The 13,354-nt window shown below is 68.0% G+C and carries 14 protein-coding genes; 8 read left to right on the forward strand and 6 right to left on the reverse strand.

Going from position 1 to position 13,354, the window contains the following annotated elements; genetic code table 11:
• Window positions 1-41: 41 nt before the first annotated feature.
• The 6 genes from VGD93_RS08230 to VGD93_RS08255 all read left to right on the forward strand — a co-directional run bounded on the left by VGD93_RS08230 (window position 42) and on the right by VGD93_RS08255 (window position 7,236).
• A complete protein-coding gene (locus tag VGD93_RS08230; protein ID WP_395011017.1) occupies window positions 42-1,889 on the forward strand; it encodes an ABC transporter ATP-binding protein in 1,848 nt (615 codons plus the stop codon).
• A 154-nt stretch (window positions 1,890-2,043) separates the two neighbouring features.
• Entirely contained in the window at window positions 2,044-4,536 is a 2,493-nt protein-coding gene (locus VGD93_RS08235) for a beta-mannosidase (protein ID WP_395010998.1), read from the forward strand.
• A gap of 24 nt (window positions 4,537-4,560) precedes the next feature.
• Window positions 4,561-5,259: a D-lyxose/D-mannose family sugar isomerase gene (locus VGD93_RS08240; RefSeq protein WP_395011019.1), complete on the forward strand. Its 699-nt coding sequence runs from the start codon at window positions 4,561-4,563 to the stop codon at window positions 5,257-5,259.
• Between the two features lie 62 nt (window positions 5,260-5,321).
• The gene (locus VGD93_RS08245; RefSeq protein ID WP_395011000.1) at window positions 5,322-6,245 is read left to right on the forward strand and encodes a DMT family transporter; all 924 of its coding nucleotides are present in this window, start codon (window positions 5,322-5,324) and stop codon (window positions 6,243-6,245) included.
• 305 nt (window positions 6,246-6,550) lie between these two features.
• Window positions 6,551-6,925, forward strand: coding sequence for a hypothetical protein (locus tag VGD93_RS08250; RefSeq protein WP_395011002.1), 375 nt, complete (start codon window positions 6,551-6,553; stop codon window positions 6,923-6,925).
• Window positions 6,922-7,236, forward strand: a complete 315-nt coding sequence (locus tag VGD93_RS08255; RefSeq protein ID WP_395011004.1) for a hypothetical protein — start codon at window positions 6,922-6,924, stop codon at window positions 7,234-7,236. The genes VGD93_RS08250 and VGD93_RS08255 overlap by 4 nt, the downstream gene beginning before the upstream one ends.
• Window positions 7,237-7,261: 25 nt before the next feature.
• Here VGD93_RS08255 and VGD93_RS08260 read toward each other — a convergent pair whose 3' ends face one another.
• From VGD93_RS08260 to VGD93_RS08275, 4 genes are read right to left on the reverse strand one after another with little or no spacing between them, the layout of a single operon-like run.
• Window positions 7,262-8,119, reverse strand: coding sequence for a metal ABC transporter permease (locus VGD93_RS08260; RefSeq protein WP_395011005.1), 858 nt, complete (start codon window positions 8,117-8,119; stop codon window positions 7,262-7,264).
• Entirely contained in the window at window positions 8,116-8,979 is an 864-nt protein-coding gene (locus VGD93_RS08265) for a metal ABC transporter permease (RefSeq protein ID WP_395011007.1), read from the reverse strand. The genes VGD93_RS08260 and VGD93_RS08265 overlap by 4 nt, the downstream gene beginning before the upstream one ends.
• Window positions 8,976-9,884 carry a manganese/iron ABC transporter ATP-binding protein gene (locus VGD93_RS08270; protein WP_395011008.1) on the reverse strand — a complete coding sequence of 303 codons (909 nt, stop codon included), beginning with the start codon at window positions 9,882-9,884 and terminating at the stop codon, window positions 8,976-8,978. The genes VGD93_RS08265 and VGD93_RS08270 overlap by 4 nt, the downstream gene beginning before the upstream one ends.
• Window positions 9,881-10,783, reverse strand: coding sequence for a metal ABC transporter substrate-binding protein (locus VGD93_RS08275; RefSeq protein WP_395011010.1), 903 nt, complete (start codon window positions 10,781-10,783; stop codon window positions 9,881-9,883). The genes VGD93_RS08270 and VGD93_RS08275 overlap by 4 nt, the downstream gene beginning before the upstream one ends.
• 310 nt (window positions 10,784-11,093) lie before the next feature.
• Here VGD93_RS08275 and VGD93_RS08280 point away from each other — a divergent pair, with 310 nt between their 5' ends.
• Window positions 11,094-11,303 (forward strand): cold-shock protein, encoded by a 210-nt coding sequence (locus VGD93_RS08280; RefSeq protein ID WP_395011011.1) that lies wholly within the window; start codon window positions 11,094-11,096, stop codon window positions 11,301-11,303.
• A gap of 107 nt (window positions 11,304-11,410) precedes the next feature.
• Complete coding sequence (gene dusA, locus VGD93_RS08285) at window positions 11,411-12,424, forward strand: tRNA dihydrouridine(20/20a) synthase DusA (protein ID WP_395011012.1); 1,014 nt, start codon at window positions 11,411-11,413, stop codon at window positions 12,422-12,424.
• On the opposite strand, the gene VGD93_RS08290 is transcribed toward dusA, so the two are convergent.
• Both VGD93_RS08290 and VGD93_RS08295 read right to left on the reverse strand, forming a co-directional pair.
• A complete protein-coding gene (locus VGD93_RS08290; RefSeq protein ID WP_395011014.1) occupies window positions 12,385-13,071 on the reverse strand; it encodes a retropepsin-like aspartic protease family protein in 687 nt (228 codons plus the stop codon). The two genes, dusA and VGD93_RS08290, sit on opposite strands and share 40 nt — an antisense overlap.
• A gap of 78 nt (window positions 13,072-13,149) precedes the next feature.
• Window positions 13,150-13,354, reverse strand: a 205-nt coding sequence (locus VGD93_RS08295; protein ID WP_395011015.1) for an adenosylcobinamide-GDP ribazoletransferase, incomplete at its 5' end; no start/stop codon positions are given.

Genomic DNA, 13,354 nt, shown 5'->3' on the forward strand with positions numbered 1-13,354 from the left:
CGCCATCACCTTTTTCGTCGATGCTGGAGGATGCAGTGGGTGTGATGCAGTGGTTCGAGCGCCGGATAGATCCCTATCCCGGCGGTGACCCGGCCCAGCCGCCCAAGGGGCTGGTGGCCTTCTGCCTGCACTATTCCGCCGGCGCCAAGAAATGGCTGCTGCTGATGGCCTGCCTGTCGGCGGCGATCGCCGCCGGCGAGGTCATGCTGTTCGGGTTCCTGGGCAATCTCGTCGACTGGCTGTCGGCCGCCGACCGGGCGACCTTCCTCGCCGCCGAAGGCGGCAAGCTTGCGCTGATGGCGGCGGCACTCTTCGTCCTCATGGGGCTGGTGACGCTCAACTCCTTCGTCATCCACCAGACGCTGCTGGGCAATTTCCCGCAGCGCATCCGCTGGCTCACGCATCGTTACCTGCTGCGCCAGTCGATGAGCTACTTCCAGGACGAGTTCGCCGGCCGCATCGCCGCCAAGCTGATGCAGACGGCGCTGGCCGTGCGCGAAGTGATGATGAAGCTGCTCGACGTCACCGTGTTCGTCGCCGTCTACTTCCTCGGGGCGGTGGTGCTGGCGGCGAGCGGAGACTGGCGGCTGGCCATTCCCTTCGTCGTCTGGCTGGCGATCTACGTGGCGCTGCTGCGCCGCTACATCCCGAGGCTCGCCAAGATCTCCGAGCAGCAGGCCGACGCGCGCTCGTCGATGACCGGCCGCATCGTCGACAGCTACACCAACATCGCGACGGTCAAGCTGTTCAGCCATTCCAGCCGCGAGGAAGGCTATGCCAAGGCCGCGATGGACGAGTTCCTCGGTACGGTCCACCGGCAGATGCGCATGTTCTCCCTTCTCAATTTCGGCATCTACGGGCTCAACATGACCCTGCTCGGCGCCGTGGGAGCGGTGGGCATCTGGCTGTGGCTGCAGGGCGAGATGACGGCCGGCACGCTGGCCGTGTCGATGGCGCTGGTGCTGCGCTTCCAGGGCATGAGCCAGTGGGTCATGTGGGAGATGACGCAGCTGTTCGAGAACATCGGCACCGTGCGCGACGGCATCTCCTCGATCTCGCTGCCGCGGGTGGTGAGCGATCCGCCGGGCGCGACGCCGCTCACCGTCACCCGCGGCGACATCCGCTTCGAGAATGTCAGTTTCCACTACGGCAAGCGCGGCGGCGTCATCGAGGATCTCGACCTGCACATCCGGCCCGGCGAGAAGATCGGGCTGGTCGGCCGCTCCGGCGCCGGCAAATCGACCATCGTCAACCTGCTGCTGCGCTTCTACGACCGCGAGAGCGGCGTCGTCACCATCGACGGGGTCGACATCGCCACGGTCACGCAGGACTCGCTGCGCGCCAATATCGGCGTCGTCACCCAGGATACCTCGCTGCTGCACCGCTCCGTGCGCGACAACATCGCCTACGGCCGTCCCGACGCCACGCTCGAGGAGATCGCCGCCGCGGCACGCCTCGCCGAGGCCGAGGATTTCATCGCCACGCTGGCCGATGCCGCGGGCCGCAAGGGCTACGAGGCGCATGTGGGCGAGCGCGGCGTCAAGCTGTCGGGCGGGCAGCGCCAGCGCATCGCCATCGCCCGCGTGCTGCTCAAGAACGCGCCGATCCTCGTGCTGGACGAGGCCACCTCGGCGCTCGATTCCGAGGTCGAGGCGGCGATCCAGGAGCAGTTGCAGCGGCTGATGGCGGGCAAGACGGTGATTGCCATTGCCCACCGGCTCTCGACCATCGCCGCCATGGACCGGCTGGTGGTGATCGAGGGCGGCCGCATCGTCGAGCAGGGCGCGCACGGCCAGCTGCTCGAACTGGGCGGCCACTACGCCAGGCTGTGGCAGCGCCAGTCCGGCGGCTTCATCGACGTCGACGCGGCCGAGGAGGCGGCGGAGTAGGGGAGCGGCCACGGCCCGACGCGTTGGCAGCGGTGCCGACTCCGGCTCGAAGCGAGGCGATGCAATCGATTGCATCGCCGGCCCACAAGCGGCCGGCGCAACAATCGGCCGCCGCCGGGTCCCGGCCCGGAACGGCGGCCAGCGGGGGGCACGCATGGCGGAGGCGGCCGCACCGGCGATGGCGCCGGGCTATTCGGAACTGAGCCTCGCGGGCAGCTACGCGCTGTCGTCGCCGACTTTTGCCACGAAGGCGCAGGTCACCCTGCCGGGCGACGTCCACACGGCGCTGCTCGCGGCCGGGGAAATCCCCGATCCCTATTTCGGCGCCAACGAGCAGGCGGTGATGTGGGTCAACGATACCGCCTGGACGATGGAGCGGCGCTTCCGCGCCGACGCGGCCGATATCGACGGCTACCTGACGCTGACGCTCGAAAACGTCGACTGCATCGCCACGGTCTTCCTCAACGACGAGGCGGTCGCCGCGACGCAGAACACGTTCATCCGCTACGACATCGACGTGACCGGCAAGGTCAGGGCCGGCGACAACACGCTGCGCATCGAATTCGCCATCACCCGGCGGGTGGCCAAGGAGCGGGCGCAGGCCCATCCCTTCCCGCTGCCCTTCACCACCAACTATCTGAGCAACGGGCTCGAGGGCGTGCACCTCAACTTCGTGCGCAAGCCCGCCTGCCATGCCGGCTGGGACTGGGGCATCTGCCTGATGCCGACCGGCGTCTATGGCCGCATGGCCATCCGCCGCTCCCGCCTCGCCCGCCAGGAGAGCGTCACGGTGGTGCAGGCCCATGCCAGCAAAGCGGTCGAACTCACGGTCACGACTCGGGTTTTCGCCTTTGCCGAAGGATCGGTTGAACTCAGTCACGAGATCGACGGCCAGCGCCTCGGCGGCCTTGTTCCCGTGCGACCGGGCGAGAACGTCTTCACCCACAAGTTCACCATCCGCGACCCGAAGCTGTGGTGGCCGAACGGGCAGGGCGGCCAGCCGCTCTACACCCTTGCCACCACGCTCGACGGCGAGGTGACGACGCGCCGCATCGGGCTGCGCCGGCTCGAGTGGGTGATCGAGAAGGACGAGATCGACCACAGCTTCAAGTGCCGCATCAACGGGCGCGACGTCACCATGCTGGGCGCCAACTGGATCCCCGCCGACGCCATCCCCGCGCGCATCACGCCCGAGGCCGTGCGCGACCTGCTGGAAAGCGCCAGGGCCGCCAACATGAACATGCTCCGCGTCTGGGGCGGCGGCCAGTACGAGCCCGACTGGTTCTACGATCTGTGCGACGAACTCGGCCTGCTCGTCTGGCAGGATTTCATGTTCTCCTGCATGAGCTACCCTTCCGACCGCGGCTTCCTCGACGACGTGCGAGTGGAGATCACCCAGCAGGTGCGCCGCCTCGGCCACCATGCCTCGATCGCGCTGTGGTGCGGGGACAACGAGGTCATCGGCTCGCTCGGCTGGTATCCGGAGACGCGGGCCGACCCACAGCGCTACATCGCCAATTATGACCGGCTCAACTCCATGCTCGGCGACATTGTCGCCGAGGAGGACCCGTCGCGCCGCTTCTGGCCGTCGTCGCCGTCGCTGGGCTATCTCGACTTTTCCGATGGCTGGCACGCCGACACGCGCGGCGACATGCACTATTGGAGCGTCTGGCACGAGGCGAAGGACTTTTCGGCCTATCGCGAGGTCAACCCGCGCTTCGCCTCCGAGTTCGGCTTCCAGAGCTTTCCCTCGATGAACGTCATCGAGAGCTTCACCCGGCCGGAGGACCGCAATCCGTCGGCGCCGGTGATGGACAGCCACCAGCGCAATTCCGGCGGCAATGCCCGCATCCTCGAGACCATGACGCGCTATTTCCGCTTCCCGTCCGATTTCGAGCAGATGGTGTTCCTGTCGCAGGTGCAGCAGGGCCTCGCCATCAAGACCGCCATCGAGTACTGGCGCTCGACCAAGCCCCGCTGCATGGGCACGCTCTATTGGCAGCTCAACGATACCTATCCGGTGGCGAGCTGGTCCAGCCTCGACCACGGCGGGCAGTGGAAGTTGCTGCACTACATGGCGCGGCGCTTCTTCCTGCCGCTCAGCGTGGTGGCCGTGCCCGAAAGGGAAACGGGCGATATCCGGCTCACGGCGATCAACGACACCGCGACGACGGCCGCGATCAGCCTGGAGGTGCTCGCTGTCGACATGTCGGGAACATCGCGCACCCTTCATGCCGGCCGGGCGACGGTCTCGCCCGACGCCGCCGGCGTCGTCGCGCGCATTCCGCCGGCCGAACTCGGGGAGGGCGAATTCCTGTTCTTCTCCTGGCGCGATGGGGACGGCAGGCCAATCGGAGAAAACGATTATTTCCCAAAGGCGTACAAGTACTACGAGCCTGCCCGCGCGAAGTTCGAGGCGAGCTGGTCGGGCAGTGACGAGGCGCCGGTGCTGACGCTCACCACCGACAGGCCCGCCTTCTTCGTGACCGCCAGCGTCGACGTGCCGGGCTATTTCTCCGACAATGCGTTCACCCTGCTGCCCGGGCGCGCGGCAAGGCTCGGCTTCACCCCGCGGCTCGGGGCGACGGTGACGCGCGCGGCACTGGCGGAAAGCCTCACGATCCGCCATCTTCGCGACACCTACTAGGAGGCCGCCATGACCGCCCCATCCATCAAGCGCAGCCGCGTCAACCAGATCATGCGCGAGAGCGACGAATTCATCCGTTCCTTCGGCTATGTCCTGCCGCCCTTCGCCTACTGGTCGCCGGCGGAGTTCAGGGCCCGCAGGCACGAGGCGCAGGCGATCATCGACGCCCGGCTGGGTTGGGACATCACCGACTACGGGCTGGGCGAGTTCGACAGGACCGGGCTGTTCCTGTTCACGGTCCGCAACGGCAATGTCGCCGACCTCGAGAAGGGCAGGGGCATGCTCTATGCCGAAAAGGCGATGATCTCCCGGCAGGACCAGTATTCGCCCATGCACCGCCACAACCTCAAGGCCGAGGACATCATCAACCGTGGCGGCGGCACGCTGGTAATCGAGCTCTACGGCGACACCGGGGGCCAGTGCGACAGGACCAAGGGCACGACCGTCCTCACCGACGGCATCCGCCGCGAGCTGCCGCCGGGCAGCAAGCTGCGGCTGCAGCCGGGCGAGAGCGTGACGCTGATGCCCAACGAGCACTGGCACGCCTTCTGGGGCGAGGACGGCGACGTCTTCATCGGCGAGGTGTCGACGGTCAACGACGACACCACCGACAACGTCTTCGACGATCCGCGCATCGCCCGCTTCGGCGGCATCGAGGAGGACGAGGAGCCCTGGCACCTGCTCGTCTCCGACTACGCCAAATGGCTGCCGGCGTCCGGTTGACATAGGCGCGGCAATCCCACATCGGTTGGGGGCCGTCCCTCCTGCGGCGTCCGGATCTGCATATGTCCCGTACCATTGCCCCGATCGAGGAGCGCGCCTCCTACGGCATCGGCATCCTGCTGCTCGGGCAGCTGTTCTTCGTCCTGCTCGATCCGTCGGCCAAGTGGCTCGTCGTGCAGGGCATGCCCGTCGCCGAGGTCGTCTTCGTGCGCTATTTCGTGCACGTGGTCCTGCTGCTCGCGATCTTCCTGCCGACGCAGGGGCGGGCCATGCTCATCACCGCCAACTGGCGGATCGAGGCGCTGCGCGGCCTCGCCCTGCTGGGCCTCACCGGGCTCAATTTCCTCGCCCTGAGGTTCCTGCCGCTGACCGTCACGGGCGCGCTCACCTTCACCATGCCGCTGATCGTGTGCGCGCTGTCGGTGCCGATGCTGGGGGAGCGGGTGGGCTGGCGCCGCTGGCTCGCCATCGCCGTCGGCTTTTGCGGCATCCTCATCATCACCCGGCCGGGCAGCGAGGCCTTCCACCCGGCGGCCCTGCTGTCGCTGCTGGCGGCCGGCTGCGCGGCCCTGCATTCGATCTTCACCCGCAAGCTGGCCGGCGTCGATTCCGCCGCCACGCAGCAGTTCTATGCCGGCGCCATCGCCTTGGCCTGCATCACCCCGTTCGCCTTCGACGGCTGGGTCTGGCCGGCCGACGGCGCCGCCTGGTTCGCCTTTGTTGCCGTCGGGGCCTCGGGCCTGGTCGGCCACCTGCTGGTGAGCGTCGCCCATCGCTACTCGACGCCGTCGACACTCGGCCCGTTCAACTACCTGCAGCTTCTCTACATGGCCGCCGTGAGCTGGCTGCTGTTCAACCAGCCGCCGGACGTCTGGTTCTTCCTCGGGGCGCCGGTGATCATCCTGTCGGGCCTCTATATCTGGCTGCGCGAGCGCCGGCTGGCGCGCGTGCCCGTACCGGTCACGATTGAGGACGTGAAGGGCTAGCCGCTGATGCGCCCGCGCGCTGTGAGAGGCGGGCGTATTCGCTCCGAAATCTTGCTATCGGGCCGTACCCCGCCCATGTAAGGTGACGTTCGGCCATCGTTGGCACCCCGATCCTCGTCAATAGAGGCTACCGCCCGAGGCTTCCTCCAGCGGCCGCCACTTGGCGGTAAGGAAGCGGCGCCTGACCGCGGTCCAAGTGGTCGCCCGTCTGCTCGTCACCGGCGGCAAACCGGCGGCAGGTCCTAATGGTGGGTACGCCGGACCAGAGGCGAGCACGACGAGCGCGGGCCTGCGGAAGGTGCGGAATGGACGATAAGAGACCCTTCTCGGATCAACTGATGGAGGCCGCCGGCCGAGTCGAGGACCTGTCTCATGACGAGCTCGCCCGCCTGCTCTACAAGGCGGCCGTGCGACTGCGGGCCGTGCATGTCGTCGGCGTGCGCCTGGAACATGTGCCGGTGCCGGCCTACCACCTGCTGCGTCACCTGGCGCAGGGCCCTGTCCCCTTGGGGTCGCTGGGCAGTCGCGATATGGAGACGGCTGTCGCTTTCCTCGTCTCGCGTGGGCTCGCAGAAGCAGACACCGACGCGCGCCACTTGGCAATCACACCCGCCGGACGGGAAATCGGCGAGATCGCCGACGAACGCGGCGGGCAAGACGCGCAGGAGGACCGTCAATGAGCGATCACTATCACGCCTATTCGGACAAGCCCGATATCTCGGCGGGGACTTTCATCCTGGTCACGGGCGGCTCCGAGCGTGTCGCCGTCAGAACCGCTGACCAGCTGACCATCGAGTCGCCCGCCGACCAGAGACTGTCCGCCGTCGTGGTGGACCGTACCGGCGAGCGATTGCTCCTCTCGACGGGGGAGGGAAGGCTGATCTGGCTCGAACGGGCCGAAGGCGCAATCGCCTTTGATGATTTCCAGATATCCGAGGGCTTCTCCCGGGAGCTCTGGCGGGTCGTGCGGAGCGAAGAACCCGGGCTGTGAGTGGCTCTCCGGCCGGCGGCGTGCCTCACGGCCGCGCGGATTCCCTTGTGCGTTGCCTGAGCAGGCCGGTGCGCGGCGCGAAGAGCAGCGCGAGCAGGAACACCGCCGTCTGCAGGAGCACGATGCACGGACCGGTCGCGGCATCGAGGTGGAAGCTGAGGAAGGTGCCGAGCACGCTCGCGCCGATGGCGACCGCCATCGCCACCGCCAGCATGTGGCCGAAGGTGCGGGTAAGCAGGAAGCCGATGGCGCCGGGGGCGATGAGCATGGCGACGACGAGGATGATGCCCACCGCCTTGAGCGAGGCGACGATGGTCAGCGCCAGGAGCACCAGCAGCCCGTAGTGCAGCAGGTTCACCGGCAGCCCGACCACCCGCGCGTGCTGCGGATCGAAGGCATGCAGCAGGAAGTCGCGGCGCTTCATGAGCACGATCAGCAGCGTGCCGCCGGCGATGACGGCGGTTTCGGCGAGATCGCCCATCGTTACCCCCAGCATGTTGCCGAACAGGATGTGGCTCAGGTGCTGGTCGGTCTCGATGCGGGTGAACAGCACCAGCCCCAGCCCGAACATGCCGGAGAACACGATGCCCATCACGGTATCTTCCTTCACCCGGCTGTTGGCCTTGAGATAGCCCGTGGCCACGGCCGAGAACAGGCCGGCGGCGAAGGCGCCGATGGCGAGCGGCAGGCCGAGCACGAAGGCGATGACGATGCCCGGCAGCACCGCATGCGAGATGGCGTCGCCCATCAGCGACCAGCCCTTGAGCACGAGGAAGCAGGACAGGACGGCGCACACCGCGCCCACCAGCACCGCGACCACGAACGCCCGCTGCATGAAATCGTAGGCGAAGGGTTCGGTAAGGAAGCTCCACAGTTGCGTCATGGCTGCGTCTCCGCGGCGGCGGCCGCCGCCGCCCGGCGGCGCGCGGCGAGGCGGCCGTGGCGGGGGGCGAAGACGAAGGCGGCGAGGAACACCGCGGTCTGCAGCGAGACGATCAGCCCGCCGGTGGCGCCGTCGACGAAGAAGCTCAGATAGGCGCCGACGGCGGCGCACGCCGCGCCGATGGCGACGGCGAGGACGAGCAGCGTCTGGAACCGGTCGGTGAGCAGATAGGCGGTCGCCCCGGGCGTCACCACCATGGCGATGACGAGGATGGCGCCCACGGTCTGCAGCGCCGCCACGGTACAGGCGGCGAGCAGAGCGAAGAACAGGATCTGCAGCGCCCTGGAGTCAATGCCGACGGTGCGCGCGTGGCTCTCGTCGAAGAACACCAGCATCAGGTCCTTCCACTTGAGCACCAGCACTGCGAGCGACACCGCGGCGATGATCACCACCTGCAGCGCATCCTCGTCGGAGATGCCGAGGATGTTGCCCATGACGATCGACTGGATGTTGACCGAGGTCGGCCAGATCGACACCATGAACAGCCCCAGCGCGAAGAACGAGGTGAAGACGATGCCGATGATGGCGTCCTCGCGCAGCTTGGTGCGCTGGCGCACCAGCACCATGGACAGGGCGGCGAGGATGCCGGCGAAGAACGCCCCGAGCGCATAGGGCAGGCCGAGCATGTGCGCCCCGGCGACGCCCGGCACGACGGCATGCCCGAGCGCGTCGCCGACCAGCGACCAGCCCTTGAGCATGAGATAGGCCGACAGGAAGGCGCACACGGTGCCGACCAGGGCGCTGACCCAGATGGCCTTGATCATGTAGTCGTAGGCGAAAGGCTCCAGCAGCAGGCTCATTCCTCCTCCTCCCGGCGGCTGCCGGAAGCCGGCTGCGAGCCGCCGTAGAAGACGACCGGCCGCTCGTCGTCGGTAAGGACGGTGACCCCGCGCGCGTCGCGGTCCTCGTGCAACTCCTCGCCCTCGAGGTGGAAGTGCCTGAGCACGCCGCCGAAGGCGCGCTCGAGATTGGCCTGGGTGAAGGTCTCGGCCGTGGGGCCGGCGGCGAGCACGGTGCGGTTGACCAGCACCACCTGGTCGCAGAAATCGGGCACGCTGCCCAGATTGTGCGTCGACACCAGCATCAGGTGGCCGCTGGCGCGCAGTTCGCGCATCAGCGCGATGATCGCCTCCTCGGTCTTGACGTCGACGCCGGTGAACGGCTCGTCGAGCAGGATGATGCGGCCCTCCTGCGCCAGTGCCCGGGCGAGGAAGACGCGCTTCTTCTGGCCGCCGCTGAGTTCGCCGATCTGGCGCTTGCGGAAGGCGGCCATGCCCACCCGCTCGAGCGCGGCGTCGACCATCTGCCGGTCCCTGGGCGTGGCGTGCCGGAAGAAACCCATATGGCCGTAGCGGCCCATCAGCACCACGTCCTCGACCAGGACCGGGAAGTTCCAGTCGACCTCCTCGGCCTGCGGGACGTAGGCGACGAGGTTGCGCCTGAGCGCCTCCCTGACCGCCATGCCGGCGATGGTCACGCGGCCCTTCACCGGGGTGACGAAGCCCATGATCGCCTTGAACAGGGTGGACTTGCCGCTGCCGTTGACGCCGACAAGGCCGGCAATGGTGCCGGCCCCGAGGCTGAAGGAGGTGTCGCGCAGCGCCACCGTGCCGTTGGGATAGGCGACGGTCACGTCCTCGACCACCAGCGAGGGCAGGGGGTCCGGCCGCCAGGCTTCGTGCGGCACGTTGGCAGAAAGCGTCATTTGCCGAACCCCCTGGCAATGGTGTCGACGGTGACCTCGAGCAACTTGAGGAACGTCGGCGTCGGCCCGTCGGTTTCGCTGAGGGAATCGACATAGAGCACGCCGCCATAAGCCGCGCCGGTCTCCTTGGCGACCTGCCGCGCCGGCTTGTCGGAGACGGTGCTCTCGGAAAACACTACCGGGATCGCATTGGCCCGCACCTCGTCGATCACCCGGCGTACCTGCTGCGGCGTGCCCTGCTGGTCGGCATTGATGGGCCACAGATAGAGTTCGCGCATGCCGTAGTCGCGGGCAAGGTAGCTGAACGCGCCCTCGGAGGTGACCAGCCAGCGCTGCGCCTCCGGGATGGCGGCGAGGCGCGCCCGCAGCGGGGCGTCGAGCGCCTTGATCTGGTCGGCATAGGCGGCGGCGTTGGCGTCGTAGGCCGCGGCATTGCCGGGGTCGTGCGCGACCAGCGCCTTGCGGATGTTCTCGACATAGACGAGCGCGTTGGTCGGCGACATCCACGCGTGCGGGTTGGGTTTTCCCGTATAGGGGCCTTCGACGATGCCCATCGGCTCGATCCCCTCGCTCACCACGACGCCGGGCACGTCCTTGATGTTCTCGAAGAACTTCTTGAACCAGCGCTCGAGGTTCATGCCGTTCCACAGCACGAGATCGGCGCCCTGCGCCCGCACGATGTCCTGCGGCGTCGGCTGGTAGTCGTGAATCTCGGCACCCGCCTTGGTGATGGATTCGACCACGGCGGCGTCGCCGGCCACGTTGCGGGCGATGTCGGCGATGATGGTGAAGGTCGTGACGACCTTGAACCTGGCGTCGGTTTCGCCCGACGTGCAGCCGCCGAGCGCGGCGGTGAGGGCGGCGGCAAGGGCCAGGGCGGCAAGATGGCGGGCCGTCATTCGGTAATTCCTAGTTGCGAATGGTTCCTATTAGCAGAAAGAATCAGCCGATTGTCAACACCCTGCACAAGAGCCGCGGCGGCGGGAAGGCGGGGTGCGGGCCGCATGCCGCTTCCTTTGCGATGCGCAATCCCTTGCAAATTGGACCGGAGACAATTATGTGTCGCCGCATCGACATTTGGCTGACATTCGGCCGTATGCCCCCGTTACCGGCCAGGCGCACGATCAAAGCTCCAAACATCGACTGGCCGGGCGGGCGACCTGAAGTCGCTTTGCCCAAACGACAAGACGCACTGAAGGACTGCTCCCCATGGAAACGGGCACCGTCAAATTCTACAACGAGACCAAGGGTTTCGGGTTCATCCAGCCGGATAATGGCGGCAAGGACGTGTTCGTGCACGCCACCGCGCTGCAGCGCTCGGGCATGATGACGCTCTCGGAGGGCCAGAAGGTCTCCTTCGACACCGCCGAGGACCGCCGCACCGGCAAGATGGCCGTGAACAACATCTCTGCCGCCTGATCGCCAGGCGCAGCGAAGACTGTCGAAACCGGGCGCCGCTTGCGCCCGGTTTTGTTTTGCGGGCGCGAAAGCTGGCCATTTCGGTCCCGATCCACTATCTCGGCCCCATGACGCATGACCTCGCAACCGCACGCCGCTTCTCGGTGGCGCCGATGATGGAGTGGACGGATACCCATTGCAGGTATCTGCACCGGCTGCTGACCCGCCGTGCCCTGCTGTTCACCGAGATGGTCACCAGCCCCGCCGTGATCCACGGGAGGCGGGAGCAGTTGCTGGCCTACGACCCGGCCGAGCAGCCCGTTGCCGTGCAGCTGGGCGGCTCCGATCCGGCGGAACTGGCCGAGGCTGCCCGCATCGCCGGCGAGGCCGGGTTCGCGGAGATCAACCTCAATGTCGGCTGCCCGTCCGACCGGGTGCAGTCGGGGCGCTTCGGCGCCTGCCTGATGGCGGAGCCGGCGCTGGTGGCCGACTGCGTGCGCGCCATGCGCGCCGCGACCGACGTGCCGGTCACCGTCAAGTGCCGCATCGGCATCGATGACCAGGACACCGGCGAGAGCCTCGACCGCTTCGCCGACGCCATGGCCGGGGCCGGGGTCGCGGCGCTCTACGTGCACGCCCGCAAGGCGTGGCTCAAGGGACTGAGCCCCAAGGAGAACCGCACCATCCCGCCGCTCGACTATCCGCGGGTATACCGGTTGGCGCAGCGTCTCGATCCCCTGCCGGTGCTGCTCAACGGCGGCATCGGCTCGCTGGACGCGGCCGAGGAACACCTGCGGCACGTGTCCGGGGTGATGCTGGGCCGCGCCGCCTACCACGAGCCGCTGCTGCTGGCCGAAGTGGACCGCCGCATCTTCGGCGCGCCATCGCCGGCCGTCGCGCTCGCCTCGATCGTCGCGGCGATGGCCGACTACGCCGAACTCCAGCTGGCAAGGGGCGTGCGGCTCAACCAGGTCACCCGCCACATGCTCGGCCTCGCCAATGGCCGGCCCGGGGCCCGCCAGTTCCGCCAGATCCTCAGCGTCGACGCCTGCCGCAGGGGAGCCGGGCCGGAACTCATCCTGCGCGCCTTCGCGGCGCTCGATCAGTCGGTGAGTTCGAGGGAGTTGGAACTGACCGCGTAGCGGCTCAGCGTCTCGAGAAAGCTCATGCCCAGCAGGCTGGTGTCGAGCGCGTGCGCCTCGGCGACGAAGGCGCGCACGCGGCGCCGCGCGATGCCGCCGATTTCGACGCGGTCGAGCGTCACGGACGCGGCGCGGCCGGTGCCGTTGGCGGTCGACACAGGAATGTCGAAGCGCAGCTTGCCGGTGTCGATGCCGGCCCGCTGCGCGTCGGCGTGGGTCAGCACCACGGCGCTGGCGCCGGTGTCGAAAATCAACGTCATGCCGGCCCCGTTGATGCTGCCCTTGATGCGGAAATGTCCGTCGCCGCCGCGGCGGAAGGTCGCCGTGCCGTTCTCGGAGTCGACGATGGCCGTCCCCGGCAGCAGGTCGCCGAAGACGCGGGCGGCAACCCCGCTGAGATCGTCGCGATAGGCATAGCCGAGCATGGCGACGGCGAAGAGCCCGCCCCACAGCGCCAGGCTGCCGAGAAGTTCGGCCGCCCGCCGCCGCTGGGTGAACGCCCCGGCGGCGAAGACGATGAGCAGGATCACCAGCGGGATGAGCTGGCCGGTCTGGTCCTGGGTCAGGCCGGCGAGGCTGCCCGCATCGGCGCTGATCAGCAGCGCGAGGGCGACGGCGACCAGGAGGGCGAAGCCGATGAACAGCATGGGCGGCCTTTCGTGCCGGACGGTGTCCTCACTATAAAGGGGCTGGCGCCAATAAGTTCAAGCGAGAGACGTCGGTGCTCACACCAAGACGAGGAACGCCGTCAGCACGGCGATCTCGATGAGGGCGTGCAGGGCCCCGATGGCGTCGCCGGTCTGCCCGCCCAGCAACTGCCGGCAGGCGCGCGTCCACGCCCAGGCCACGCCGGCCGCGGCGAGCCCGCCGACGGCGACGCCGAGCACGCCGACGAACGGCCCCGCCAGCATCAGCGCCAGCGCCGCGGCG

This window comes from Devosia sp. (genome assembly GCF_036406155.1).
Classification (GTDB): domain Bacteria; phylum Pseudomonadota; class Alphaproteobacteria; order Rhizobiales; family Devosiaceae; genus Devosia_A.